The sequence below is a fragment of the Dickeya ananatis genome (assembly GCF_019464615.1).
In the GTDB taxonomy this organism is placed as follows: Bacteria; Pseudomonadota; Gammaproteobacteria; order Enterobacterales; family Enterobacteriaceae; genus Dickeya; species Dickeya oryzae.
The window spans coordinates 3,488,572-3,513,402 of record NZ_CP040816.1 but is presented as its reverse complement, the minus strand read 5'-3'; the positions used below and the strand labels follow the sequence as shown (position 1 = coordinate 3,513,402).

At 55.2% G+C, this 24,831-nt stretch carries 25 protein-coding genes and 3 tRNA genes; 19 read left to right on the top strand and 9 right to left on the bottom strand.

Features of this window, described 5'->3' with window-relative positions:
- Positions 1-287 precede the first annotated feature (287 nt).
- The gene (gene ubiT, locus FGI04_RS15560; protein WP_012883350.1) at positions 288-812 is read left to right on the top strand and encodes a ubiquinone anaerobic biosynthesis accessory factor UbiT; all 525 of its coding nucleotides are present in this window, start codon (positions 288-290) and stop codon (positions 810-812) included.
- Complete coding sequence (locus FGI04_RS15555; protein ID WP_016943556.1) at positions 806-1,309, top strand: GNAT family N-acetyltransferase; 504 nt, start codon at positions 806-808, stop codon at positions 1,307-1,309. The genes ubiT and FGI04_RS15555 overlap by 7 nt, the downstream gene beginning before the upstream one ends.
- Here the strand turns inward: FGI04_RS15555 and FGI04_RS15550 are convergent.
- A complete protein-coding gene (locus FGI04_RS15550) occupies positions 1,296-1,598 on the bottom strand; it encodes a GIY-YIG nuclease family protein (protein WP_210174343.1) in 303 nt (100 codons plus the stop codon). The genes FGI04_RS15555 and FGI04_RS15550 overlap by 14 nt on opposite strands.
- Before the next feature lie 301 nt (positions 1,599-1,899).
- Between FGI04_RS15550 and deoC the strand changes: the two genes are divergently transcribed.
- The 4 genes from deoC (at position 1,900) to deoD (ending at position 6,250) form a co-directional block, all read left to right on the top strand.
- Positions 1,900-2,679 (top strand): deoxyribose-phosphate aldolase, encoded by a 780-nt coding sequence (deoC, locus tag FGI04_RS15545; RefSeq protein ID WP_407336960.1) that lies wholly within the window; start codon positions 1,900-1,902, stop codon positions 2,677-2,679.
- A gap of 60 nt (positions 2,680-2,739) precedes the next feature.
- On the top strand, positions 2,740-4,071 hold the full coding sequence (gene deoA, locus FGI04_RS15540) for a thymidine phosphorylase (protein WP_016943559.1): 1,332 nt from the start codon (positions 2,740-2,742) through the stop codon (positions 4,069-4,071).
- Between the two features lie 82 nt (positions 4,072-4,153).
- Positions 4,154-5,377 carry a phosphopentomutase gene (gene deoB / locus FGI04_RS15535; protein ID WP_407336959.1) on the top strand — a complete coding sequence of 408 codons (1,224 nt, stop codon included), beginning with the start codon at positions 4,154-4,156 and terminating at the stop codon, positions 5,375-5,377.
- A gap of 147 nt (positions 5,378-5,524) precedes the next feature.
- Complete coding sequence (gene deoD, locus FGI04_RS15530; RefSeq protein ID WP_168364927.1) at positions 5,525-6,250, top strand: purine-nucleoside phosphorylase; 726 nt, start codon at positions 5,525-5,527, stop codon at positions 6,248-6,250.
- 336 nt (positions 6,251-6,586) lie between these two features.
- Here deoD and rimI read toward each other — a convergent pair whose 3' ends face one another.
- Both rimI and FGI04_RS15520 read right to left on the bottom strand, forming a co-directional pair.
- Entirely contained in the window at positions 6,587-7,030 is a 444-nt protein-coding gene (gene rimI / locus FGI04_RS15525) for a ribosomal protein S18-alanine N-acetyltransferase (RefSeq protein WP_016943562.1), read from the bottom strand.
- The gene (locus FGI04_RS15520; protein WP_033570699.1) at positions 6,999-7,418 is read right to left on the bottom strand and encodes a DNA polymerase III subunit psi; all 420 of its coding nucleotides are present in this window, start codon (positions 7,416-7,418) and stop codon (positions 6,999-7,001) included. The genes rimI and FGI04_RS15520 overlap by 32 nt, the downstream gene beginning before the upstream one ends.
- 174 nt (positions 7,419-7,592) lie before the next feature.
- Here FGI04_RS15520 and rsmC point away from each other — a divergent pair, with 174 nt between their 5' ends.
- Complete coding sequence (rsmC, locus tag FGI04_RS15515; RefSeq protein WP_342698688.1) at positions 7,593-8,621, top strand: 16S rRNA (guanine(1207)-N(2))-methyltransferase RsmC; 1,029 nt, start codon at positions 7,593-7,595, stop codon at positions 8,619-8,621.
- A gap of 68 nt (positions 8,622-8,689) precedes the next feature.
- On the opposite strand, the gene FGI04_RS15510 is transcribed toward rsmC, so the two are convergent.
- Entirely contained in the window at positions 8,690-9,685 is a 996-nt protein-coding gene (locus FGI04_RS15510; protein WP_407336958.1) for an aldo/keto reductase, read from the bottom strand.
- 114 nt (positions 9,686-9,799) lie between these two features.
- Here FGI04_RS15510 and FGI04_RS15505 point away from each other — a divergent pair, with 114 nt between their 5' ends.
- From FGI04_RS15505 to FGI04_RS15490, 4 genes are all read left to right on the top strand, one after another.
- On the top strand, positions 9,800-10,702 hold the full coding sequence (locus tag FGI04_RS15505) for a LysR family transcriptional regulator (protein WP_342698686.1): 903 nt from the start codon (positions 9,800-9,802) through the stop codon (positions 10,700-10,702).
- 116 nt (positions 10,703-10,818) lie between these two features.
- A tRNA-Leu gene (locus FGI04_RS15500) sits at positions 10,819-10,904 on the top strand.
- Positions 10,905-10,936: 32 nt separating this feature from the next.
- Positions 10,937-11,022, top strand: a tRNA-Leu gene (locus FGI04_RS15495).
- 73 nt (positions 11,023-11,095) lie between these two features.
- Positions 11,096-11,181, top strand: a tRNA-Leu gene (locus FGI04_RS15490).
- Between the two features lie 102 nt (positions 11,182-11,283).
- On the opposite strand, the gene FGI04_RS15485 is transcribed toward FGI04_RS15490, so the two are convergent.
- A complete protein-coding gene (locus tag FGI04_RS15485) occupies positions 11,284-11,580 on the bottom strand; it encodes a DUF1435 domain-containing protein (RefSeq protein ID WP_342698685.1) in 297 nt (98 codons plus the stop codon).
- Positions 11,581-11,695: 115 nt separating this feature from the next.
- Positions 11,696-12,601 (bottom strand): LysR family transcriptional regulator, encoded by a 906-nt coding sequence (locus FGI04_RS15480; RefSeq protein ID WP_342698684.1) that lies wholly within the window; start codon positions 12,599-12,601, stop codon positions 11,696-11,698.
- A 111-nt stretch (positions 12,602-12,712) separates the two neighbouring features.
- On the opposite strand from FGI04_RS15480, the gene budA reads away from it, so the two are divergent.
- From budA to gcvP, 5 genes are all read left to right on the top strand, one after another.
- Positions 12,713-13,501, top strand: coding sequence for an acetolactate decarboxylase (budA, locus tag FGI04_RS15475; RefSeq protein ID WP_080647262.1), 789 nt, complete (start codon positions 12,713-12,715; stop codon positions 13,499-13,501).
- A 61-nt stretch (positions 13,502-13,562) separates the two neighbouring features.
- Positions 13,563-15,242, top strand: coding sequence for an acetolactate synthase AlsS (alsS, locus tag FGI04_RS15470; RefSeq protein WP_342698683.1), 1,680 nt, complete (start codon positions 13,563-13,565; stop codon positions 15,240-15,242).
- A 718-nt stretch (positions 15,243-15,960) separates the two neighbouring features.
- Positions 15,961-17,061 (top strand): glycine cleavage system aminomethyltransferase GcvT, encoded by a 1,101-nt coding sequence (gene gcvT, locus FGI04_RS15465; protein ID WP_407336957.1) that lies wholly within the window; start codon positions 15,961-15,963, stop codon positions 17,059-17,061.
- Between the two features lie 31 nt (positions 17,062-17,092).
- The gene (gcvH, locus tag FGI04_RS15460; protein ID WP_012771094.1) at positions 17,093-17,500 is read left to right on the top strand and encodes a glycine cleavage system protein GcvH; all 408 of its coding nucleotides are present in this window, start codon (positions 17,093-17,095) and stop codon (positions 17,498-17,500) included.
- Positions 17,501-17,669: 169 nt separating this feature from the next.
- Complete coding sequence (gene gcvP, locus FGI04_RS15455; protein ID WP_407336956.1) at positions 17,670-20,543, top strand: aminomethyl-transferring glycine dehydrogenase; 2,874 nt, start codon at positions 17,670-17,672, stop codon at positions 20,541-20,543.
- A gap of 79 nt (positions 20,544-20,622) precedes the next feature.
- Here the strand turns inward: gcvP and FGI04_RS15450 are convergent, their stop codons facing one another.
- Positions 20,623-21,231 carry an HD domain-containing protein gene (locus FGI04_RS15450; RefSeq protein WP_407336955.1) on the bottom strand — a complete coding sequence of 203 codons (609 nt, stop codon included), beginning with the start codon at positions 21,229-21,231 and terminating at the stop codon, positions 20,623-20,625.
- A gap of 212 nt (positions 21,232-21,443) precedes the next feature.
- Here FGI04_RS15450 and trhA point away from each other — a divergent pair, with 212 nt between their 5' ends.
- Positions 21,444-22,094: a PAQR family membrane homeostasis protein TrhA gene (trhA, locus tag FGI04_RS15445; protein WP_342698740.1), complete on the top strand. Its 651-nt coding sequence runs from the start codon at positions 21,444-21,446 to the stop codon at positions 22,092-22,094.
- A gap of 61 nt (positions 22,095-22,155) precedes the next feature.
- Here the strand turns inward: trhA and ygfZ are convergent, their stop codons facing one another.
- On the bottom strand, positions 22,156-23,136 hold the full coding sequence (gene ygfZ / locus FGI04_RS15440; protein ID WP_407274574.1) for a tRNA-modifying protein YgfZ: 981 nt from the start codon (positions 23,134-23,136) through the stop codon (positions 22,156-22,158).
- 308 nt (positions 23,137-23,444) lie between these two features.
- Here ygfZ and sdhE point away from each other — a divergent pair, with 308 nt between their 5' ends.
- The gene (gene sdhE, locus FGI04_RS15435; protein WP_038906203.1) at positions 23,445-23,711 is read left to right on the top strand and encodes an FAD assembly factor SdhE; all 267 of its coding nucleotides are present in this window, start codon (positions 23,445-23,447) and stop codon (positions 23,709-23,711) included.
- The gene (locus tag FGI04_RS15430) at positions 23,692-24,123 is read left to right on the top strand and encodes a protein YgfX (RefSeq protein ID WP_012883372.1); all 432 of its coding nucleotides are present in this window, start codon (positions 23,692-23,694) and stop codon (positions 24,121-24,123) included. The genes sdhE and FGI04_RS15430 overlap by 20 nt, the downstream gene beginning before the upstream one ends.
- 88 nt (positions 24,124-24,211) lie before the next feature.
- Here FGI04_RS15430 and fldB read toward each other — a convergent pair whose 3' ends face one another.
- Positions 24,212-24,730: a flavodoxin FldB gene (gene fldB / locus FGI04_RS15425; protein WP_342698678.1), complete on the bottom strand. Its 519-nt coding sequence runs from the start codon at positions 24,728-24,730 to the stop codon at positions 24,212-24,214.
- Positions 24,731-24,831: the final 101 nt, after the last annotated feature.

The following is a 24,831-nucleotide window of genomic DNA, read 5'->3' as shown; positions in this document are numbered from 1 at the left end:
GGCCGGTTTGCAATGAGACAGAATCTTAGTGAACCCGGCAGCCAGCAACTTTGATTTAAACCAGCATATCGGGGAATTGCTGGCGCTTTGCGGTCGTGATTTCGCGCAGAACACGCTAAATTTATTTCATCACCATCGTGTGACTTTTCCTGCGGGTGTCGCCAGACGACGTTAAAAAAACGCTTCCGGCACTTTTATTGATGTAGACCCTTGCTGCCCGTTTCCCGTTCTATGGCAGAATAATGACCATGTCGGTCAGGCAGCATTGCTTTATGAGGAGTACGCCAGTGTTGGAAAAATTACGAGCGCAGATTGTGCGTCAGGGGCCACGTTTACTGAGTAAGCCGTTAACGTTAACGCCTTTCTTCCTGCAACGCCGGGTGCTGGAGCAACTGCTGGGTTGGCAGTTCCGTCAGGCATTGGAAGAAGGTGAGCTGGATTTTCTGGAAGGTCGCTGGTTACGGGTTGAAGTCCGTGATATCGGTTTGCAGTGGTTTGTTACGCTGCGCGATAACCGACTGGAAATCAGCCATAACGAGCTGGCGGACGTCAGCTTTAGCGCCGATGCCAACGATCTGATTTTGATAGCCGCTCGCCGGGAAGACCCGGATACGCTGTTTTTCCAGCGTCGTCTGCGTATTGAAGGCGATACCGAGCTGGGGCTGTACGTCAAAAACCTGATGGACGCCATCGAGCTGGAAAATATGCCTGCACCGTTGCGGGTGGCGTTGCTGCAACTGGCGGGATTTGTCGCAGCCGGTTTACAGGAGGGCGCGGAGCCGGTTAGCCCGCACGCGCCAGTATCATGTTGATTCGCGTTGAGATTCCGGTGGATGCACCGGGGATTGATGCCTTACTGCGGCGCTCGTTCCCTACCAGTGCGGAGGCGGAGCTGGTGCATCAGTTGCGTGAAGACGGCCAGCTGACGCTGGGGATCGTCGCGACTGACGACGAGGGCGGTGTCATCGGCTATGCCGCGTTTAGCCCGGTCACGCTGGGCGGCGAAGATTTACAGTGGGTCGCGCTGGCACCGATGGCGGTGGACGAAAACCACCGTTGTCAGGGTATTGGCGAGAAGCTGGTGTACGAAGGGCTGGATGCACTTAACGAGTTTGGTTATACCGCGGTGGTGGTGCTGGGCAACCCGCGCTACTACGCGCGTTTCGGCTTTGTGCCGGCAGCGGAACAGCAACTGTATTGCCGCTGGCTGGGTTACGAGTCGGACTTTCAGGTCTATCCGCTGGCAGATAACCACTTTCAGGGTGCCAGCGGTCTGGTGGAGTACGCCGAACCGTTTAATCGTTTTTAAAGCACGGCAGAAAATCGGTCAGTGTCGAAGGCTGGTGTTGTACCAGCCTTTCTTTTTGCAGTTTGCTCAGTTGCTTGATGCGGTATTCCCATTTCAGCGCCGTCGAGCGATCACCCGCCACACAATGATACACCAGCGTCAACGGCCCTTTTCCGCGCAGTGATCGCGCACCTTTGCCATTCTGATGCTCTGCCAGACGCCTGTCGACATCGGTGGTAATGCCGGTATAAAGCCATCCGCTGCCAGTACGCAGCAGATACACAAACCAGATAGTCTCACTGTTGTTCACGCCATTTCCTTTTCGTGGTTTAGCGCTTATTTTACGGTGACAAGCCGATAAAGGCTGCCTGTTTGACGGCATTCAGGCAAGTATTCCCCGCGTCAGCGGGGATAAGCGTGAACCTAATAGCGCGGCACAATCCGTCACGATGTCCTGGGCTTTATTGTGATAATATTCACATCTATCGTGAATTATGTGTGTGTAATTTCTTTTTTATGTGAATAAAACCACAAAATGGGTTGTCATCTCCGGGTGAAATAGCCGTATTCGCCGGAGATATGACCGTGTGGTCGATGATCGGGAGCCTTGTATGACTGATTTAACTGCAGCAGCGCAGCGTGCGCTGGGATTGATGGATTTAACCACCCTGAATGATGACGACACCGATGAAAAGGTGACGGCCCTGTGTCGTCAGGCCAATAGCCCGGCGGGGAAAACCGCTGCTATCTGTATCTACCCGCGTTTTATACCGCTGGCGCGTAAGGTGCTGCGTGAGCAGGGTACGCCGGATGTTCGTATCGCCACCGTGACCAATTTCCCACACGGTAACGACGACATTGATATCGCGCTGGCGGAAACCAATGCGGCTATCGCCTACGGTGCCGACGAGGTGGACGTGGTGTTCCCGTATCGGGCGTTGATGGCGGGTAACCGTGAGATCGGTTTCGAGCTGGTGAAAGCCTGTAAATCGGCCTGTGCGGCAGCCGGTGTGCTGCTGAAAGTGATCATTGAAACCGGTGAGTTGAAAACCGACGCACTGATCCGTGAAGCCAGTGAGATTGCGATTGATGCGGGTGCGGATTTCATCAAAACCTCGACCGGGAAAGTCGCGGTAAACGCTACGCTGCATTCGGCTGAGGTGATGTTGAGTATCATCCGCGATAAAGGCGTTGGCGAGCAGGTTGGGTTTAAACCCGCGGGTGGCGTGCGTACGGCACAAGATGCTGCCGATTATCTGCAACTGGCCGATAGCATAATGGGCGCTGGCTGGGCAGATGCCCGTCATTTTCGTTTCGGCGCGTCCGGTTTGCTCGGCAGCTTGCTGACCACACTGGGCCATGCCGTCGGGCAGGCGCGCAGCAGCTACTGATGCGGTTCGTGCTACCGGCGCGACGCAGGCGTACCTCAGCACCAGACAGGAGAAGCTATCGTGTTTCTGATTCAGGAAATTATTCGTAAAAAACGGGACGGCCATCCGCTCAGTGCGGAAGAGATTCGCTTTTTTATTAACGGTGTGCGCGATAACACCGTGTCAGAGGGGCAAATTGCCGCACTGGCGATGACCATCTTCTTTCACGATATGACGATGGATGAACGGGTGTCGCTGACGCTGGCGATGCGCGATTCCGGCACGGTGCTGGATTGGTCCGGCTTACACCTGAATGGCCCGCTGGTGGACAAGCACTCTACCGGTGGCGTTGGCGATGTGACATCACTGATGCTGGGGCCGATGGTGGCGGCTTGCGGCGGCTATGTGCCGATGATCTCTGGCCGTGGACTGGGCCACACCGGTGGCACGCTGGATAAACTGGAGTCCATTCCGGGGCTGGATATCTTCCCTGATGACGAGGTGTTTCGTCAGATTATCCGTCAGGTCGGGGTGGCGATTATCGGACAAACCAGCTCCCTGGCCCCGGCAGACAAGCGTTTTTACGCCACCCGCGACATCACCGCTACCGTGGATTCCATCCCGCTGATTACCGCTTCCATTCTGGCGAAAAAACTGGCGGAAGGGCTGGATGCGCTGGTGATGGATGTTAAGGTCGGTTCCGGTGCGTTTATGCCGACCTATGAGCAGTCTGAACAGCTGGCGAAGGCGATTGTCGGTGTCGCCAATAATGCCGGTTGCCGTACCAGTGCGTTGTTGACCGACATGAACCAGGTGCTGGCTTCCAGTGCGGGTAACGCGTTGGAAGTCCGCGAAGCGGTGCGCTTTTTGACCGGTGAGCAGCGTAATCCTCGTCTGTTTGAAGTGACGATGGCGCTGTGCGAATCGATGTTGCTGTCGGGCAACCTGGCGCGTGATGCCGCCGAGGCGCGAGCTAAACTCCAGAGTGCGTTGGACAGTGGCCGTGCGGCGGAGGTCTTTGGCCGTATGGTGGCAGCCCAGCATGGCCCGGCGGATTTCGTCGAGCATTACGATCGTTATCTGCAACCGGCGACGCTAAGCAAACCCGTGTTTGCTGAACGGGACGGGATTGTCAGCGCGATGGATGCGCGTGCGTTGGGTATGGTTGTGGTGGCGTTGGGTGGTGGCCGACGTCAGGCCAGTGATATCATTGATAGCAGCGTAGGGTTGAGCGACATGGTCAGCCTGGGTGATCGGGTGGATGCCGAGCGTCCGCTGGCGGTTATCCATGCCAGAACCGAATCGGATTGGCAGCAGGCGGCACAGGCGTTGCGTGAAGCAATCTGTCTGGATTCTCAGGCACCTGCGCCTTGTCCATTGATTTATCGCCGACTGGATATCGCGGATATCTAAGCGTTGGTCGCCGTTTTGCCCTACGCGCATTTATACTTTATGTACACGCTGTGCCCTTACGCACGACGCAGGAGATAACAACATGAAACGTGCATTTATTATGGTTCTCGACTCGTTTGGGATTGGCAGCACTGCTGATGCCAGGCGGTTTGGCGACGCGGGTTCAGATACGCTGGGCCATATCGCACACGCCTGCGCACAAGGCAAGGCGGATACCGGTCGGCAGGGGCCGCTGCGGTTGCCGAACCTGAGCCGTTTAGGGTTGGGCAAGGCGGCGGAAGGCTCCACCGGGCAGTTTCCGCCGGGGCTGGATGCACAGGCGGATATTATCGGTGCGTATGCCTACGCCAGCGAAATCTCCTCGGGTAAAGATACGCCATCCGGCCACTGGGAAATCGCCGGGGTGCCGGTGTTGTTCGACTGGGGCTACTTCCTCGACGAACACAACAGCTTCCCGCAGGCGCTGCTGGACCGGCTGGTGGAGCGTGCCGGGTTACCGGGCTATCTCGGTAACTGCCACTCTTCCGGTACGGTGATCCTTGACCAGCTTGGTGAGGAACACATGAAAACCGGCAAGCCGATTTTCTATACCTCGGCGGATTCGGTATTTCAGATCGCCTGCCATGAAGAGACCTTCGGGCTGGATAAACTGTATGAACTGTGTGAAATCGCCCGTGAGGAACTGACCGAAGGCGGTTACAACATTGGTCGTGTGATCGCCCGGCCGTTCGTTGGTGATAAAGCCGGCCAGTTCCAGCGTACCGGCAATCGCCATGATCTGGCGGTGGAACCGCCAGCACCGACCATGCTGAAAAAGCTGGTGGATGAAAAAGGCGGCCAGGTGGTATCGGTAGGGAAAATCGCCGATATCTACGCTAACGTCGGTATCACCAAAAAGATCAAAGCCACCGGTATCGATGCGTTGTTTGACGCCACGCTCAGCGAAATGGAGCAGGCGGGTGACAACACCATCGTGTTCACCAACTTTGTGGATTTCGACTCGTCTTACGGCCATCGTCGTGATGTGGCGGGGTATGCCGCCGCGCTGGAGCTGTTTGACCGCCGTCTGCCGGAGATGCTCGCTCGCGTGACGGGTGATGACATTCTGATTCTGACGGCCGACCACGGCTGCGACCCGACCTGGCCCGGAACCGATCACACCCGTGAGCACGTACCGGTGCTGATGTACGGGCCGGGTGTGAAGCCGGGTGATTACGGCCATCGCACCACCTTTGCCGACATAGGCCAGACGGTTGTCCGTTATTTCGGCCTGTCGCCGATGGATTACGGTACGCCGCTGTTTTAACGGATCGGCTCAATGTTTTGATGAATCGATGTTTTAGCGGATCGATGTTTTAACCGATCGATACGTTGATAGGTCGATGCGCTGACCGCGCGACGCTATACTTCATCATCATGAATTCACACTGGATTTAAAAAGGAAGAAAAAAGGATGGCTACGCCACATATCAATGCAGAAATGGGTGACTTCGCTGACGTGGTACTGATGCCGGGCGACCCGCTGCGCGCTAAGTACATCGCGGAAACTTTTCTGGAAAACGCGGTGGAAGTGAACAACGTGCGTGGCATGCTGGGCTTCACCGGTACTTACAAAGGCCGTCGTATCTCCGTGATGGGCCACGGCATGGGCATCCCGTCCTGCTCGATTTACACCAAAGAACTGATAACCGAGTTCGGCGTGAAGAAAATCATCCGCGTGGGGTCCTGCGGTGCGGTGCGCGCCGATGTGAAACTGCGTGATGTTGTGATCGGCATGGGGGCTTGCACTGATTCCAAAGTGAACCGCATGCGTTTTAAAGATCATGATTTCTCGGCGATTGCCGACTTTGATCTGCTGCGTCACGCGGTGGATGCGGCGAAAGCGCGCGGCATCAACGCCCGCGTTGGTAACCTGTTCTCCGCTGATTTGTTCTACACGCCGGACCCGCAAATGTTTGACGTAATGGAAAAATACGGCATTCTGGGCGTGGAAATGGAAGCGGCCGGTATTTACGGCGTGGCGGCGGAATTCGGCGCGAAAGCGCTGGCTATCTGCACCGTGTCTGACCATATCCGTACCCACGAGCAGACCACGGCGGCCGAGCGCCAGACCACCTTCAACGAGATGATCGAAATCGCGCTGGAGTCGGTACTGCTGGGCGATAAAGCCGAGGCTTGAGGCTGTTGACAAACAGCTATGTTGTATTGTGAATAGTGATGTTTGTCCGGTCAGTGAGTCATTTCGTGCGGGATAAACGGTGTAATTTCTTTGCTGCTTCATTGCACGCACGACAAGGAGAGGTGCAAGCGCCACCTCTCCTTGACCACTGGCTAGTGGCTAAACTGCGGCGCTACTCGCTACCTTCGGCGTTCGACTTCGCGGTTCGGGCCGCCTGTGACGCGCTCCAGGCGCGGCACAGGCTTTCGCGACGTCCTGTCGCTCACCCGGCGAAGTCGCCCACCTCAGCGCAGTTTTTGATGCCAGAAAAGCGTCATCCTGTACTTAAGGATTTTATCACCCCAGCGGTAGCGCCATAATAATGGCGTCTTCGCGGCCGTTGGCCGTCGGGTAATAATCCCGCCGTACCGAGACTTCGTTGAATCCCAAACTTTGATACAGCGCGATGGCGCGGGCGTTGGACGCGCGCACTTCCAGCCACAGCGTCACAATGCCACGCTGCTCCAGTTCGGTAATCAGGTGTTCCAGCAACTGACGCCCGTAGCCGTGGCGCTGGTGCGCCGGGTCAACCGCAATATTGAACAGCGTGGCTTCATCCAGCACCACCTGAGTAATGGCGTAGGCCACCAGTTGCTGGTCATGACACAGTTTCAGGTTGAGGTAACGCTCGCCCTGATTGCTGATGAAGGTTTTTTCGCTCCACGGAAAAGCGTGGCTTAAGCATTCAATGTCAAACGCCTGCGGCAGGTCAGCCGTGGTCAGGGTGGAAATCATGTTCATGGTGACAAATCTGTTGCCACAGGGCGCGTTTCGCCCCGGCGTTGTGAGAGAGCTCGGCCAGAGCCGGGCTGGTCAGTTGCACGCCATCCAATGCCAGCGCATCGGTGACTGGCTGACCCAGCCACCAACTGTGGCAGCGGGTATGTTCCGGTAGCATCTGCGCCTGACGTGGCGTCAGGCTTATCATCTGCTGCGAAGAGAGATTCAGGCTGCGCAAGACATCCTGTAACAGCGGGTCATCGCTGGCGGGCAGTGGATCGGCGATGATAATCAGCCGGACATCAGGCGGCAGGCTGACGGCGATTTCGCCTTTCAGCACCGACGGACGACGCAAGGTCCACTGGGTGATCCCCAGTTGCTGTAACAGCCAGTCCCGTCTTGATGTCATGCCTTACTCACTCTGCGTGCGATGTTAGTGCCCGTGGTAACCGCGCCCGATGTCGCAAATCGTCGTATCTGGCGATGGTGGCGCACGATTGTGCGGCGCTATGCTAACAAATCGCTGAACCTGCGCCAACAAACCACTATAATCCCCGCTCAGTTTATTGAGGAGCCAGACCTGATGTCAGCATTAACCCCCGCCAGTGAAGTGATATTGCGCCATAGTGATGAATTTGTTGCCCGCCGGGTACTGTTTGCCGGTGATTTGCAGGATACATTGCCTGCGCATTTTGAGGCGGCGGCCGTTACTGTGCACACCACGCAATACCATCATTGGCAGCAGTTGCAGCCTGTATTGGGCGACAACGTGCATTTTTCGCTGCTGGCGCAGGCGGACATGGTCGCCGGGTGCGACACCTTGATTTACTACTGGCCGAAGAGCAAACAGGAAGCACAGTTCCAGTTGTCTAATCTGCTGTCGCTGTTGCCGGTCGGGTGCGAAATTTTTGTCGTCGGCGAAAACCGTAGTGGGGTGCGCAGCGCTGAAGGTATTTTGGAGCCGATCGCCGCTATCAATAAGATCGACAGCGCGCGTCGCTGCGGTTTGTACCACGGTCGTCTGGATGCCGCCTCCGCGTTTGCACTGGAAGACTGGTGGCTGGAATATGACGTGGATGGCGTGCCGGTACGCACATTGCCGGGGGTATTCAGCCGTGAGGGACTGGATAGCGGCAGCCAGTTGCTGCTCTCGACGCTGGAACCACACCGTAAGGGGAAAGTGTTGGATCTTGCCTGCGGTTCTGGGGTGCTGGCAGCATCGTTTGCCCGGTTATCGCCGAAAATTCGCCTGACGCTGAGCGATGTGAGCGCGGCGGCGCTGGAAGCGAGCCAGGCGACGCTGGCGGCGAATGGACTGGAAGGCCAGGTTATCGCCAGCAATGCCTACTCAGATATTCAAGGGCGCTTTGATCTGATTATCTCGAACCCACCGTTCCACGACGGCATGCAAACCAGCCTGCATGCGGCGGAAATGATGATTCGCGGTGCTGCTGCTCATCTGAACATCGAAGGTGAACTGCGTATCGTCGCCAACGCCTTCCTGCCGTACCCGGCGCTGCTGGACGAGACATTCGGTAGTCATGAAGTGCTGGCTCAGACTGGCCGTTTCCGCGTATACCGCGCCGTGCTGCGTCGCCATAAGAACCGCTAATTCACCCGAAAGTAACCCGCCATTTACCCGAAGGCCCGGCTTTCTGGCCGGACCTTCAGGCTTGATGCTCAGGCGTTATCGATCGTCGCCATCCCCTCTCGTCCATAGCGCTCGCCAGCGGCGACATGCGGCGGGAAGATAGCGTTAATCTCATCCAGTTCATGTGGTGTCAGAGCGATCGACTGCGCGCCGATATTTTCTTCCAGATAGCGACGACGTTTGGTCCCAGGGATCGGCACGATATGCTCGTCTTGTGCCATCACCCAGGCTAATGCCAATTGTGAGGGCGTGACGGCTTTTTCCCGCGCCATTTGCGTGATTTTTTCTACCAGTTGTAGATTTTTAGCGAAATTCTCATCGCTAAAACGCGGGTTACTGCGCCGAAAATCGTCTGTGGACAGGGCATCCGGGCGCGTGATGGCACCGGTCAGGAAGCCACGCCCCAACGGGCTGTAAGGCACAAAACCAATACCCAGACGGCGACAGGTGGGGAGGATCTCTGCTTCCACATCTCGCGTCCACAAGGAGTATTCACTTTGCAGCGCGGTGATAGGATGCACGCGCTGTGCCCGCTCCAGCGTGGCGGCCGACGCCTCGCTCAGGCCGATATACCGAATCTTGCCCGCTTTCACCAAATCAGCCAGCGCGCCGACGCTCTCTTCGATCGGCACGGCCGGGTCGATACGATGTTGGTAGTAGAGATCGATAACATCAACGCCCAGACGCGTCAGGCTGCCCTCAACGGCCTGACGGATATACTCAGGTCGGCCACAGACACCGCGCAACGCCGGGTTGGTCGGATCGCGCAAAATGCCGAATTTGGTAGCCAGAAATACCTGATCCCGTTTGCCCTTGATGGCTTTGCCTACCAGTATTTCATTGGTGTGGGGGCCGTACATGTCGGCGGTGTCCAGCAGGGTGACACCCAGTTCCAGCGCCCGATGCAGGGTGGCGATGGCTTCGTTTTCATCCTGACTGGTGGAATAGAAATCACTCATCCCCATACAGCCGAGGCCGAGGGCGGATACCGTTGGCCCCTGCGGGCCGAGTTTTCGCTGTTGCATGTTTCTTGCTCCGTGTTGTTAGCGGCGTTTTCTCAGTGTGGTTGTTTCAATCAAAAAGATAAATTCGCGGTTTTATGCAACACTGTTTGTAAAATACAAACAATGGGGCCGGGGATGGATCAGGTTCAGGCCATGCGGGTCTTCGTGCGTATCGTGGAGGCGGAGAGCTTCAGCCGGGCGGCGGAAAAGCTGGGATTGCCGCGCGCCACCGTGAGCCAGACGCTGAAACGGCTGGAAGTCAGGCTGGGCGTGCGCTTGCTGCAACGTACTACACGTCAGGTGCAGGTGACGGACGAAGGCCTGCTGTACTACCAGCGTTGTGTACAACTGCTGGCGGAGCTCGACGAGACGGATGCGTTGTTTTCCCATCAGCGTCAGCAGCCCAGCGGCCGTGTGCGTATCGATATGCCGCACTCGCTGGCACGACAGGTGGTGATCCCGTCATTACCTGCGTTTTACCGCCGGTACCCGCAGATTTCGTTGGTGCTGAGTGCCAACGACGCGGCGATAAATGTGTTGCGAGAAGGCGTGGACTGCGTATTGCGTGCCTGGCAGGTGGATGATGACTCACTGGTCGCGCGATCATTACCGTCGCTGCCGCAGGTTACCTGTGCTTCGGCGACCTATTGTGCCGAGTTTGGTGTGCCTGACTCGCTGGAGGCGCTGGCGACACACCGCATGGTCGGGTATTTTTCGTTACGCACATTGCAGCGTTATCCGCTGGAATTCATGCAGCAAGGGCAGCTCGTTACCCGTACCTTGCCCAGTCTGGTCGAGATAAGCGGTGCGGATGCGTATATCGCTGCCTGTCAGGCTGGGATGGGGATTATTCAGGCTCCCCGTTATGGCCTGGAATCGTTGCTGTCTGGCGGTGAATTGATTGAGATATTGCCGCAGTTGCCACCGCCCGACATGCCGCTGTATGTGATGTATCCTTCCGGGCGTTTTCTGGCTCCGCGCATTCGGGCCGTGATCGACTGGTTGGCGCAATGCTTTCATCAGCCACCGTTTGGGTGAATGCTGGTTTTTACAGCAAACGCCGCGGCGTGGCGGAAATAATGATTGACGTTGGTGCTAAAACCTCTAGAATGCGCCTCCGTGGTGGCATTATGTGACGTAATGTTGCTTGGTTTGCGAAGGTGGCGGAATTGGTAGACGCGCTAGCTTCAGGTGTTAGTGTCCTTAGGACGTGAGGGTTCAAGTCCCTCTCTTCGCACCAAACTCACCACAGATTTGTATTTCACAGTACCTGCGAAGGTGGCGGAATTGGTAGACGCGCTAGCTTCAGGTGTTAGTGTCCTTAGGACGTGAGGGTTCAAGTCCCTCTCTTCGCACCACTGGGATACAAATCAGCGTCTTGCTGTATCATCGCAGTAAGCAATCGTGCAGTAAGCAATCGTAGTAAACAGTGCGAAGGTGGCGGAATTGGTAGACGCGCTAGCTTCAGGTGTTAGTTTCCTTAGGACGTGAGGGTTCAAGTCCCTCTCTTCGCACCACTCTCCTTATCTTTCTTCGGCTTCAACACAGCAATATCCATCCATAACAACATCTATCTACTACTGCTCGTTTTCCCTCATACGCCCGACCGTTATGCTGATTCAGGGCCAATGCGGCCACCCTTTGAGCGTGAGCGACAGCGCCGCCAGGCCGCCTGCCAGCGCAATGCAGGAAGGCAGCAGCAGATAGTGGCGCATACGCCGGTGGAACAACATGCCCACCGTGAGCAGCATGGCCAGCGCACAGATGTATTTTAAGTGAGTTTGATTCAGTTCCGGCAGGGCCAGTAACGGCATCAACGCAGTCGGTAGCAGTACACCCCAGGCGCTGGACAGGCGTTTACCAAAATACCAGCTTATTCCCCACAGCCCGCACGCCGCGATCATGGCAGTCAGCATGGTGGTTTCTCTTGTTGATAATGATAACCAATATCATATATCAGATTTTCCGCTATACAACCGATGTCGTGTGATTTTTCTATGACCTGCCGCTTGGCCGACGGCAGGGGATAAATCAGGCAGATTCAGGCGCGGCACGCAGATAGTCGCGTACCAGCTGTAACATGTTGAGTAGCGTGGCACTGCGGTCATGTTTACGCCAGATAACGGCAATCTGCGTGGTGAGGTGGGGGGTGTTGGTATCGTGGTAGGTCACATTACCGGTCTGGATGCTGGTCATCGATGCCGGGACGAAGGTCACGCCAAAGCCGGACGCCACCATACTGATGGTCGCGGTGAGGTGTGGTGCCAGCGGGTTGATTTTGGGCTGATAACCCGACAGGTAGCAGGCTCGGACAATCAGGTCGTGCAGGCTAGGGCAGAGTTCACGCGGGAAAATAATCAGCGGTTCATTCTGCAACTGCCCAAGATTGATTCGTGTTTGATCGCTAAATGGGTGGTTTTCCGGCAGCACCAGACGCATCGATTCATTAGCCAGTAGTTCACCTTCAAACTCTTCGCCGATGTTGTCTGGCAGGCGTACAAACGCGATATCAATGGTGCGGTTACGCAGGCTCTCCAGAATTTCATGGATATGCTCTTCCCGCGGCTGTAGCCGTACCTTGGGGTGGTGTTGCCGATAGCGGCGCAGCAGCGTCAGTACCGCTGGGTGAAAGGTGACGGCACAGGAAAAGCCGACATTGATAATACCGCTCTCTCCACGAGCGATGCTGCGTACCCTTTCCACCGCGGCATCGGTCAGTTCAAGAATATGGCTGGCGTCCTGATACAGCGCTTCGCCCGCTTCCGTCATTTCCACTCCACGGGTCAGCCGCTTGAACAGCGGTGTGCCGATTTCTCGCTCAAGTTTTTGAATCTGCTGACTTAATGGTGGTTGTGATATGCCAAGGCTTTCCGCTGCACGGGTGAAATGCCGGGTTGAGGCCACTGCGACAAAATAGCGCAGATAACGTAATTCCATATATTTTCGATCTCCAATTGGCCACTTCTCTGTATTGGAACTTTGGTGTGACGGCGGTCAATATTCAAGTGAAAGGTTAAATAAATTTAAGTCGATCATCGTCGGAAGGGAATGGATATGAAAGATGTTAACTGTGTCGACCCGTGTGTCAGGGAACTGGCCAGCTTTGCACTTCATCATCAGGAACAGCATCCAGAATGCGTTATTTATCAGACCTCATTAATGAGCGGCCTTATTAATGGGGTTTACGAAGGTCACACCACCATGGAAGAGCTTCTTAAACATGGCGATTTTGGATTAGGAACATTTAACAATCTTGATGGTGAACTGGTGGCGCTCAATAGCCGCATCTTTCAGCTTCGTGAAGACGGTAGCGCACGTGCGGCGTTACCGTACCAGAAAACCCCTTTCGCGGTAATGACCTTTTTCCGGCCGACGGAACAGATCCACTTTGGACAGACCATCGGCCGCGAAGCGATTCATCAGCGCATTAATGAGTTGATTGCAACAGATAATCTGTTTTGTGCCCTGCGGATAGATGGCCGTTTTAGCCATGCAGAAACCCGTACGGTACCCCGCCAGGAACGACCTTATAAACCGATGCTGGAAGCGATTGCCCAACAACCGACGTTTCGTTTCGAACACTGTCAGGGCAGCGTAATCGGTTTCCGTAGTCCTGCCTATGTTCAGGGGATTAATGTGGCTGGTTATCATGAACATTTCATCACCGACGATCGCAAAGGTGGTGGACATCTCCTTGATTATCAATTGGAAGAAGGCGTATTGACCTTTGGCTCCATCGCGAAGCTGGTTATCGACCTTCCCCGTGACCGGGATTTCCTGAAGGCCAATTTATCCCCTGACGATCTCGATAGCGTCATTCACTCCGTAGAGAGCTGAGACATCGGGTAGGTGTAGGTACTGAAAGCACAAGCACACTGTTATGCAGAGGATAAACATTATGGAAAATATGGATGGTCAACAGCACTGGACGAGCGGTGCGGAGCTGATCGTAAAACATCTTGAGCAACAAGGCGTCAACTATGTCTTCGGCATTCCTGGTGCAAAAGTCGACCGCGTGTTTGATTCATTGGTGGACTCCCCCATTCAGACCATTCCCGTCAGGCATGAAGCCAACGGCGCGTTTATGGCGGCGGCTGTCGGTCGCCTGACCGGTAAAGCCGGTGTGACGCTGGTGACATCGGGGCCTGGCTGTTCGAATCTGGTGACCGGGATGGCTACCGCGACAACAGAAGGCGACCCGGTGGTAGCGCTGGGGGGCGCGGTAAAACGTGCCGACCGCCTGAAGCTGACCCACCAAAGCCTGGATACCGTTAGCCTGTTTCAGCCCGTGACCAAGTACAGTGCGGAGATCACCGTGTCGTCGGCGATTTCAGAAGTGATGGCCAACGCCTTTCGTGCCGCCGAATTTGGTCGTCCGGGGGCCGCGTTTATCAGCCTGCCGGAAGACATTGTTAATGAACCGGTTGATAGCCCGGTTCTGGCTCGAACCACGTTGCCGACCCTCAACAGTGCGCCGTATGCCGATGTCGAGCGGGTAGCCGGGCTTATCAAAAATGCCAAAAACCCGATCCTGTTGCTGGGGTTGATGGCCAGCCAGCCGAAAAATGCGCAGGCGTTGCGCCGGTTGCTGCATCACAGCGGTCTACCGGTCACCAGTACTTATCAGGCGGCTGGGGTGATCGACCAACAGCACTTTGACCATTTTGCCGGGCGGGTTGGGCTGTTTAATAATCAGGCTGGCGACAAGCTGTTACAGCAGGCCGATCTTATCGTGACGGTGGGATACAGCCCGGTGGAGTATGCCCCGGCGCTGTGGAATACCGGTAAGGCGACGCTGGTGCACATTGATGTGTTGCCCGCTGAAGTGGAAAGTGCCTACCGCCCGGATGTGGAACTGGTGGGTGACATCAGCATCACCATCGATATGCTCAATGAGCAACTGGCCTCACCGATTGTGCTGTCGTCAACGGCTCAGGCAATTTTGGAAGAGCGCCGTCAGTTGCGCCATCAACTGGCGACCCGCGCGATTAACATGGATGGCTTTGCCATTCACCCGCTGCGGCTGGTGCGGGTCATGCAGGATCTGGTCAATAAAGATGTGACCTTGTGCGTGGACATGGGCAGCTTCCATATCTGGCTGGCGCGCTATCTTTATAGCTTCCGTGCCCGTCAGGTGTTGATGACGAATGGACAACAAACCATGGGGGTGGCATTGCCGTGGGCGATTGCTGCCGCGTTGGTCAATCCTGGTCAGAAGGTGGTGTCGGTTTCGGGGGATGGCGGTTTCATGCAATCCAGTATGGAGCTGGAAACGGCGGTACGGCTGAAATCTAACATCCTGCATATTATCTGGGTGGATAACGCCTACAACATGGTGGAAATTCAGGAAGAGAAAAAGTATCACCGTGCTTCTGGCGTCAAGTTCGGGCCTATCGATTTCAAAGCCTATGCGGAAGCCTTCGGTGCCAAAGGGTTTGCCGTGGAATCGGCGGCTGAACTGGTGCCGAAACTCTGGCAGGCCATGGATGTGGACGGCCCGGCGGTTATCGCCATTCCGGTGGATTATTCTGACAACCATTACCTGATGGAGAACGTCAACATCAGCCACCTGATTTAAGACGTCGTATCGTCAGTTATTCAGGCCCTGTCATCCTACCTGCTGCAGGATTTGCAGCCTTTTTGAGTGTGATTCGCTCATGATGCTCCACGCGTCCTGAAGCCCCGAGATAGGGCGCTTCGCGTTCCCCACTGTGTTTCACACGGTGGGGAACGCCGTCCGAGAGTGGCAGGACGCGCATTTTTTCGCCTTATCTTGTTATGTCTTGCATTGAAATATCCCACCGTTGGTGATGGTCTGACGTGATCATCCATATTCTGTATCTGTCACCTTCTCGCGCTCGCCAGTAACCGCATCAGGTTGTCGTTGATGGGAAGATGTCCACGATGGCGATCACAAAATCAGCCTGTGCATGTGATGATTGAGGGCATCTCGATTGCCTGAAATAATCTAATTTTAGGGGTTTTTCGCATTACTTTATCTAATTAACATGGCGAATTCTGAATCTGATATCGCACCATGAAACCAATTTTTAATAATTATTGGTGCTAATTTTATTTAATGTATTGGATTTAAATTTCAATTAATTAAAAATTTATAGATTTTTGTTCTTTTCATTTGTTTTGTGAATGGGGTGGAGTTCTGTCTTTTTATATAGATAAACTTATGGCTATGGGAGTGGTGGAACGTCGGCTTCAGTGGTAAGTTCAGGTGCAGGATAAACGTTTGCGTCGTGAGGTTTGGCGTCACAACGCACGGCTAACGTAGAGAGAAAAGAATGGCAAACCACACCCCGTTATATGAACAGCATCTGGCCGATGGCGCCAAAATGGTGGATTTTCATGGCTGGATGATGCCGCTGCATTATGGCTCCCAACTGGATGAACATCATATTGTACGCAGCAGTGCTGGCATGTTTGATGTGTCGCACATGACTATCGTGGATTTGCGCGGTGCCCGTGTCCGCGAATTTTTGCGTTACCTGTTGGCGAATGACGTTGCCAAACTGACCCAGCCCGGCAAGGCGCTCTATACCGCGATGCTGACGCCGTCTGCTGGCGTGATCGACGATTTAATCGTGTATTTCCAGACCGAAGACTATTTCCGGCTGGTGGTGAACTCCGCCACGCGCGAGAAAGATTTGGCCTGGATTACCGAGCATGCCGCTTCCTTCCAGGTTGCGATTACCGAACGCGAAGACCTGTCGCTGATTGCGGTGCAAGGGCCGCAGGCACAGGATAAAGTGCGTAGCCTGCTCAGCGATGCGCAGCGCGACATCATTGCGGGTATGAAACCTTTCTTTGGTTTGCAGGCGGGCGACCTTTTTATCGCCACCACTGGCTATACTGGCGAAGCAGGCTATGAAATTGCGTTGCCGCAGGAACTCGCGGTCAACTTCTGGCAACAATTGCTGGTCGTTGGCGTAAAACCCTGTGGGCTGGGCGCACGTGACACGTTGCGTCTGGAAGCGGGCATGAACCTGTACGGTCAGGATATGGATGAAACCATCTCTCCACTGGCGGCCAACATGGGCTGGACTATTGCCTGGCAGCCGGAAGATCGTCAGTTTATCGGCCGTGAGGCGCTTGAACGTCAGCGTTCTGAAGGCACTGAACAGTTGGTCGGTTTGGTGATGACGGAAAAAGGCGTGCTGCGTCACGGTCAACCCGTTCGCTTTACCGATAATCATGGCGTGATGCAGGAAGGGGTGATCACCAGCGGGTCGTTTTCGCCTACGCTGGGCGTCAGCATTGCGCTGGCCCGTGTTCCCGCCGGTATTGGCGAGCAGGCAATCGTGCAGATTCGCCATCGTGAGATGCCGGTGCACGTGACCAAACCGAATTTCGTCCGTGCAGGCAAAGCGCTGGTTCAGTTTTAATTTTTGGCATTAATGGAAGGAGAAGGTGGCAATGAGCAATGTTCCGGCAGAACTGAAATATACCTCATCCCATGAGTGGGTGATGGCGGAAGGCAATGGCGTTTACAGCGTGGGTATCACCGAGCATGCCCAGGAATTGTTGGGTGATATGGTGTTTGTCGATCTGCCGGAAGTCGGCAGTACGGTGAATGCTGGCGACGACTGCGCGGTAGCGGAATCCGTCAAGGCCGCGTCGGATATCTACGCGCCGATCAGCGGTGAAATCGTGGAGATCAACGAAGAGCTGGAAGGTGCACCGGAATTGGTAAACAGCGCGCCTTACGCTGAGGGCTGGTTGTTCCGCATTAAAGCCTCTGACGAAGCCGAACTGAACGAATTGCTTGATGCCGCCGGTTATCAGGCACTGCTGGAAGAAGAAGACAGCGACGAAGAAGAATAAGCCTGACGCCCCGTTTGCTTCCCGCAACGGGGCGTTTTTATGGTCCGCTTGGTTTTGCGATTGGTTTGTTTTGTGAATGGTTTGCTTGTTTTTCTGAATGATTTGCTTGTTTTCTGAATTAGTTAATTGCGCTGCACATCACTGTGCCAAATGCAGGAAATTCCCCCACATGACCCAGACTCTCAGTCAACTCGAACACGGTATTGCGTTCACCGAGCGCCACATCGGCCCGTCAGCGGCTCAGCAACAGCAGATGCTGACCGCCATTGGCGCGGCTTCGCTGGACGAACTTATCCGTCACATCGTACCTGCTGATATCCAGTTACCTCAGCCGCCAGCGGTGGGCGACGCCGCCACCGAATATCAGGCGCTGGCTGAACTCAAAGCCATCGCCAGCCGCAACCAGCGTTATAAGAGCTATATCGGCATGGGGTATCACGCCGTGCTGACGCCGCCTGTGATTTTGCGCAATGTACTGGAAAACCCAGGTTGGTATACCGCGTATACGCCGTACCAGCCGGAAGTATCGCAGGGGCGTCTGGAAGCGTTGCTGAATTTCCAGCAATTGACACAGGACCTGACCGGGCTGGAGCTGGCTTCCGCCTCGTTACTGGATGAAGCGACTGCTGCCGCTGAAGCGATGGCGATGGCTAAACGTGTTAGCAAGCTCAAGCAGGCCAATCGTTTCTTTGTCGCCGACGATGTACATCCACAGACGCTGGATGTGGTGCGTACTCGTGCTCAGACCTTTGGTTTTGAGATAGTGACCGGCAACGCCGCTGATGCGGTGAAATTCGACGACGTTTTCGGCGTGTTGTTGCAACAGACAGGCACCACCGGCGAGTTGCACGACTATCGCGCGTTGATGACCGAGTTGAAAGAGCGGAAAGTTATCATCAGTGTGGTGTCGGACATGATGGCGCTGGTGCTGCTGGCGGCACCCGGCAAACAGGGCGCGGACATTGTGTTGGGCTCTGCCCAGCGTTTTGGTGTACCGATGGGGTACGGCGGTCCGCACGCGGCATTTTTCGCCTGTCGTGATGAATACAAACGTGCCATGCCGGGCCGTATTATCGGTGTTTCCCGCGATGCGGCCGGTAACACCGCGCTGCGTATGGCGATGCAGACCCGCGAACAACATATCCGCCGGGAAAAAGCCAACTCCAATATCTGTACCTCACAGGTGCTGCTGGCCAACATTGCCGGGATGTACGCGGTGTATCACGGTCCGCAGGGGCTGAAACGCATTGCCGGTCGTATCCATCGTTTGACGGATATTTTGGCCGCCGGTCTGACGGCGCGCAGTCTGACGCTGCGTCATCAGCACTGGTTCGATACCCTGACCGTCGAAGTCGCTGATAAAGCGGCCGTACTGGGGCGTGCGGTGAGCGCCGGTATCAACTTGCGTGCCGATCTCGATGGCGCGGTCGGCATTGCGCTGGATGAAACCACCAGTCGTGATGACGTTCTGTCACTGTTCACTGTCTTGCTGGGCGACGCGCATGGGCTGGACATCGATACGCTGGATGCAGCAGTAAGCCAGCAGTCGGCGTCGATCCCCTCAGCCTTGTTGCGCAGCGACGACATACTGGCTCACCCGGTGTTCAATCAATACCACAGCGAAACCGAGATGATGCGTTATCTGCACCGTCTGGAAAGCAAGGATCTGGCGCTGAATCAGGCGATGATCCCGCTCGGTTCTTGCACCATGAAACTCAATGCGGTGGCGGAAATGCTGCCGATCACCTGGCCGGAATTTGCCGAACTGCACCCGTTCTGCCCGACTGAGCAGGCACTGGGTTATCGCCAACTGATCACGCAGTTGTCCGAGTGGCTGGTGCAACTGACCGGTTATGACGCGGTGTGCATGCAGCCAAACTCCGGTGCGCAGGGTGAATACGCCGGTTTGCTGGCTATCCGTCGTTATCACGAAAGCCGTCATGAAGGCGAGCGTACTCTGTGTCTGATCCCGAGTTCCGCCCACGGCACCAACCCGGCTTCTGCACAGATGGCGGGGATGCAGGTGGTGGTGGTGGCCTGTGACAAGCAGGGGAACATCGACCTGCACGACCTGCGGGAAAAAGCACAGCAGGCGGGAGATAAGCTCTCTTGCATCATGGTGACGTACCCGTCTACCCACGGCGTGTATGAAGAAACCATCCGTGAAGTGTGCCAGATTGTCCACCAGTACGGCGGTCAGGTTTATCTGGATGGTGCCAACATGAACGCGCAGGTTGGGATTACCTCGCCGGGTTACATCGGCGCGGACGTGTCGCACCTTAACCTGCACAAGACCTTCTGCATTCCCCACGGTGGTGGTGGCCCGGGCATGGGGCCTATCGGCGTGAAAGCGCATCTGGCACCGTTCGTGCCGGGCCATCAGGTGGTGGAAATGGACGGCGTGCTGACTCGCCAGGGGGCGGTTTCCGCTGCGCCGTTCGGTAGCGCCTCTATCCTGCCGATCAGTTGGATGTATATCCGTATGATGGGGGCCGAGGGGCTGAAGCAGGCCAGCCAGATGGCTATTTTGAACGCTAACTATGTGGCGACGCGCCTGAAAGACGCCTACCCGGTGTTGTACACCGGCCGTGATGGTCGCGTAGCGCATGAGTGCATTCTGGACATTCGGCCGCTGAAAGACAGCACTGGCATCAGCGAGATGGATATCGCCAAACGTTTGATTGACTATGGATTCCATGCGCCGACGATGTCGTTCCCGGTCGCAGGTACACTGATGATCGAACCGACCGAGTCAGAAAGCAAAGTGGAACTGGACCGCTTCATCGACGCAATGCTGGCGATTCGCGCTGAGGTAGACCGTGTTGCCGCCGGTGAATGGCCGCATGACGATAACCCACTGGTGAACGCACCGCATACCCAGACCGAACTGGCGGCTGACTGGTCGCATCCGTACAGCCGTGAACTGGCGGTATTCCCGGCCGGGCAGACCCACAAGTACTGGCCTGCGGTAAAACGTCTGGATGACGTCTACGGTGACCGTAACCTGTTCTGCTCCTGTGTGCCGATGAGCGAGTACCAGTAAACGCAAGTCTTGTTGTGAATAACCGGGGGGCGTGAGCCTCCCGTTTTTCGTTATGCCGGTTCTTGATGCCAGCGGCAGATTACTTCAGCCAGCCTTTCGCCTGTGCATCTTCCAGATGCTGCTTCAGATAACCCCACAGCGCCGGATTAATATCCTGGATAAAATCGTTACGGTTTAGCACCTGCTCCAGCCGAATGCCATGCTCTACCCAGCTCTGCCCGCCATTGTGCAGGTTCATCAGTACTGGCATAACGCGGTCAATCATCAAGGCAAAGCGAGCTTCTGCACTGTCACCGGCTTCGTATTCGTGCCAGAGCGCCAGAAACTGGTCATGCTGTGGTTGCGGCAGCAGACCAAAAATACGTGTGGCGGCCGCCTGTTCCTGCTGCTGAATAGCTTCACGGGCTTTGAGGTCGTAAACCAGTACGTCACCGGCATCAATCTCCACGATATCGTGGATCAACGCCATTTTGAGTACACGGGTGATATCGATAGTGTCATCGGCATACGGTGCCAGGCTCATCACGGCGACGGCAAAATGCCAACTGTGTTCTGCGGAGTCTTCCTGACGGTCAGTGCCGATTACCTTGGAGCGGCGCTGAACACTCTTGAGTTTGTCGATTTCCATCAGAAATTTGACGACATCGGTCATGGGGCCGAAATCCAGTACGGGTAAAGCAGACGACATCCGTTAACCTCCTGTAATAAAGAGAGGCCATTGTAGGAGATATGGGGGGCGATGAACATGCAAGAATATCCCCCCGATGCAACGGATTTTTATTTTAGCGTACAGGTGTACACTGGAATAGTTCTCAGTTAATCTGCTCAAAACTTGCTCGGCGCGACAGTCTGTGTGTCGCAGTTACACAGAGTGAGGTAGGTATGGGACAAGAGGTTGGCATGAAGAAAAATGTGAGGGAATCCGGGTATACGCTGGCGGAAGAAATCGCCAACAGCATTAGCCATGGAGTCGGTTGTGTGTTTGGGATCGTCGGACTGGTGTTGCTGCTGGTACAGGCAGTAAATAATGGTGCCACGTCTTTGGCCATTACCAGCTACAGTCTCTATGGCGGTAGCCTTATCTTATTATTTCTTGCATCCACGCTGTATCACGCCATTCCGCATCAACGCGCAAAACGCTGGCTAAAGATATTTGACCATTGCGCCATCTATCTGCTGATTGCCGGAACCTATACCCCGTTTCTGTTGGTGGGGCTGGATTCACCGTTGGCGCGAGGATTGATGATCGCCATCTGGAGTCTGGCGCTACTGGGTGTCATTTTCAAACTGGCGTTTGTACACCGTTTCGAAGTGTTGTCACTGATTACTTACCTGGTGATGGGATGGCTATCACTGATTGTGGTTTACCAACTGGCGATGAAGCTGTCCATCGGTGGGGTGACTCTGCTGGCGATAGGGGGAGCGATATATACGCTGGGTGTGGTGTTTTATGTCTGCAAGCGGATTCCGTTCAATCACGCTATCTGGCATGGGTTTGTCTTAGGCGGTAGCGTATGCCATTTTCTGGCCATTTACCTGTATGTGGGGTAACGGCGCGGTGAGTCGATAATCTCAGGGAGCAGTGGCTCCCTGAGGTTTTTTACCGCATCGGTTATTCTGCGAGAGAATAAGGCAGCGGCTGAATCGCAAGCTGGCTGCTGTTATCGTCGCGAACCCGCAGTACGCTGTCTGCGTCCAGATCGTTATTTAATACTGCCTGAACCCACAGCGTGCCGTCATGCAATTGGCTGCTTGCCAGTACCGTACCGGTGCGCCGCCAGTTATCACCCAGTTTCAGTTCCAGTTCATCGCCCACGGCAGGTGTCTGTGCGCCAGAGCCAGACAGCCAGTACAGTGCGCGTTTATTGGCACCACGGTATTTGGCACGGGCGACCATTTCCTGACCAGCATAGCATCCTTTGGTGAAGCTGATGCCTTGTAGCGCTTGTAAATTGGTGGCCTGCGGAATGAACTGCGCACTGTTAGTACCGTCAATGACGGGGCGGCCCGCTTCTATCTCCAGCGCCAGCCACTGGCGGCTATCATTGAGCGTAATCTGTGCTTGCAGTGCGTCGATAACAGCAGCAGCACGTTGTGCATTCAGCACCAGCACGAAACGCTCGGCGGGCTGTGACAGATGCACGAGTGTTGCGCCGGGTTGGTGTACGACGGCGTTATCGGCATCGGGCAGGGTATCAAACAGCGGGGCCAGATGATGACGGATGTTGTCACCAGCGGCACCCAGCAACACGACGCTGTCGTCAGCCGTAAGGGTGGTTTTGGAGAACACCGCGTATTTTTTCAGCTCCGCCAGTTGAGAATCGCGTACACTACGGCGCTCCAGATAAGCCAGTCCATCGGCATAATGGAATAGGTGTACCGTGCTCCACATTTTTCCCTTGGCGTCACAGTGAGCACACAGTACCTGCTCACCGGCCTGTAACGCATTAACGTCAGCCGTGAGTTGCCCCTGAAGGTATTTGACGGTGTCTGGCCCGGTGAGGGTAACCAGCGCCCAGTCGTCCAGCGACATCAGGGTGGCGGGGAGATGAGCAGAAGAAAACAGCGGTTGTTCGGTAAACGGATGAGCCATATTACAATCCTGCGATGCGTAATGTCAGCGAATCATCCAATGGTAAAAGAGCGACAACGGTTTGCAAGCAGTTTAGGCTGTGTTCTGCCATCCGATCGCTGATTCGCGCGTCTGGCGACATGATCAGCAAAATGGCGCGAATCGTGCGATACGCAAGGTCGCGGTAAAATAGTACAGGCGCTGATACGCGAAAATATGTCAAAGTGTTACTATTGGTTGAAGGGCATCAGGTAGAATAGCGGTACACTGGCGGTCATTATCGACCCGCACGGATAACCAGACAGAACAGAGAAGTAGGCGACATGAACATGGACATCAATAACAAAGCACGTATTCACTGGGCGTGCAGGCGTGGAATGCGCGAACTGGACATCTCCATCATGCCGTTTTTCGAGCATGAATACGATACGCTGAGCGATGACGACAAGCAGCAGTTTATTCGTCTGCTGCAGTGTGACGATCCCGACCTGTTTAATTGGTTGATGAACCACGGCGAGCCGGTTGATCCCGGTTTGAAGCGGATGGTTTCCCTTATTCAGACGCGAAATAAAGATCGTGGCCCAGTGGCAATGTGATTTACGCGTATCCTGGCGTATGCAGTTGTTTTCGCTGCTGACGCACGGATTTCTGATGCTGATGATCCTGCTGGCTCCCTGGCCGGACGGCTACGCACCGCTGTGGCTCGGGTTAGTGACGCTGGTCGTGTTTGACTTTGTGCGTAGCCAGAGAAGTATCAAATCGCGCCAGGGGGAAATTTCCCTGCGTGGCGATAACCAACTGCACTGGCAGCAACGTGACTGGCAGATTGTCCGGCGACCGTGGTTCATGCGCAACGGCGTATTGTTATCGCTACGTGCGGTGGATGGTAAAGGGCAACAGCGTTTGTGGCTGGCGTCAGACAGTATGGGGAGTGAGGAATGGCGGCTGTTACGTCAACAGCTGCAGCAGCCTGCGCTGCATGGAACGGAATCTTCCCGCCATCATTAACGGGCGAACGGTATTTGTGCGATTCAGGCGTGCCAGACACGCCTGAATGCTCATCTGGCCTGATGACATCAAATAACGCGAGAGCGTGTCAAAGTAACTCTGCCATTTCCAGCAGGATTTGTTCGCACCATTGCTGAAGACGATCATCGCTCATGTCGTACTGGTTTACCTCATCCAGCGCCAGGCCAACAAAGTGCTTACCGTCTTCGGTGACGGGTTTGGGGCTGGTGAAATCGTAACCCGACGTTGGCCAGTAGCCAATGAAGCGCACACCTAATGGTTTGAGCTGGTCATGCAACATGCCGAGTGCATCCAAAAACCATTCGCCATACCCTAACTGGTCACCCATACCGTAGAGCGCGACAATTTTTCCATTCAGATTCAATGTTGGCAATTGCGCCCAGATGGCTTCCCAGTCTTCCTGTATCTCACCAAAGTCCCAGGTGGGGATGCCAAGGATCAGCATCTCGTAGTTTTCCATCTCCTGCGGCGCAACGTCTTTCACGTTATGCAGGTCAACCAGCTCCTCACCCAGAATGTCGCGGATTTTCTCTGCTGCCATTTCGGTGTAGCAGGTGCTGGTGCCGTAAAAAAGTCCTATCTTCATAAGTTGTCTGATCGTGATTGCATCAATAAAAGGCGATATTGCTGTGCGCTTAGCCTAACGGAATAACCTGGGAGCGTACAGGGTGGGGCGGAAGATGGAGT

Excerpts from the sequence above, each read along its gene's own strand:
- FGI04_RS15555 (WP_016943556.1), top strand. The coding sequence starts at position 806 with ATGTTGATTCGCGTTGAGATTCCGGTGGATGCACCGGGGATTGATGCC.
- deoC (WP_407336960.1), top strand. The coding sequence starts at position 1,900 with ATGACTGATTTAACTGCAGCAGCGCAGCGTGCGCTGGGATTGATGGAT.
- deoB (WP_407336959.1), top strand. The coding sequence starts at position 4,154 with ATGAAACGTGCATTTATTATGGTTCTCGACTCGTTTGGGATTGGCAGC.
- deoD (WP_168364927.1), top strand. The coding sequence starts at position 5,525 with ATGGCTACGCCACATATCAATGCAGAAATGGGTGACTTCGCTGACGTG.
- rimI (WP_016943562.1), bottom strand. The coding sequence starts at position 7,030 with ATGAACATGATTTCCACCCTGACCACGGCTGACCTGCCGCAGGCGTTT.
- FGI04_RS15520 (WP_033570699.1), bottom strand. The coding sequence starts at position 7,418 with ATGACATCAAGACGGGACTGGCTGTTACAGCAACTGGGGATCACCCAG.
- rsmC (WP_342698688.1), top strand. The coding sequence starts at position 7,593 with ATGTCAGCATTAACCCCCGCCAGTGAAGTGATATTGCGCCATAGTGAT.
- FGI04_RS15510 (WP_407336958.1), bottom strand. The coding sequence starts at position 9,685 with ATGCAACAGCGAAAACTCGGCCCGCAGGGGCCAACGGTATCCGCCCTC.
- FGI04_RS15505 (WP_342698686.1), top strand. The coding sequence starts at position 9,800 with ATGGATCAGGTTCAGGCCATGCGGGTCTTCGTGCGTATCGTGGAGGCG.
- FGI04_RS15485 (WP_342698685.1), bottom strand. The coding sequence starts at position 11,580 with ATGCTGACTGCCATGATCGCGGCGTGCGGGCTGTGGGGAATAAGCTGG.
- FGI04_RS15480 (WP_342698684.1), bottom strand. The coding sequence starts at position 12,601 with ATGGAATTACGTTATCTGCGCTATTTTGTCGCAGTGGCCTCAACCCGG.
- budA (WP_080647262.1), top strand. The coding sequence starts at position 12,713 with ATGGATATGAAAGATGTTAACTGTGTCGACCCGTGTGTCAGGGAACTG.
- alsS (WP_342698683.1), top strand. The coding sequence starts at position 13,563 with ATGGAAAATATGGATGGTCAACAGCACTGGACGAGCGGTGCGGAGCTG.
- gcvT (WP_407336957.1), top strand. The coding sequence starts at position 15,961 with ATGGCAAACCACACCCCGTTATATGAACAGCATCTGGCCGATGGCGCC.
- gcvH (WP_012771094.1), top strand. The coding sequence starts at position 17,093 with ATGAGCAATGTTCCGGCAGAACTGAAATATACCTCATCCCATGAGTGG.
- gcvP (WP_407336956.1), top strand. The coding sequence starts at position 17,670 with ATGACCCAGACTCTCAGTCAACTCGAACACGGTATTGCGTTCACCGAG.
- FGI04_RS15450 (WP_407336955.1), bottom strand. The coding sequence starts at position 21,231 with ATGTCGTCTGCTTTACCCGTACTGGATTTCGGCCCCATGACCGATGTC.
- trhA (WP_342698740.1), top strand. The coding sequence starts at position 21,444 with ATGAAGAAAAATGTGAGGGAATCCGGGTATACGCTGGCGGAAGAAATC.
- ygfZ (WP_407274574.1), bottom strand. The coding sequence starts at position 23,136 with ATGGCTCATCCGTTTACCGAACAACCGCTGTTTTCTTCTGCTCATCTC.
- sdhE (WP_038906203.1), top strand. The coding sequence starts at position 23,445 with ATGGACATCAATAACAAAGCACGTATTCACTGGGCGTGCAGGCGTGGA.
- fldB (WP_342698678.1), bottom strand. The coding sequence starts at position 24,730 with ATGAAGATAGGACTTTTTTACGGCACCAGCACCTGCTACACCGAAATG.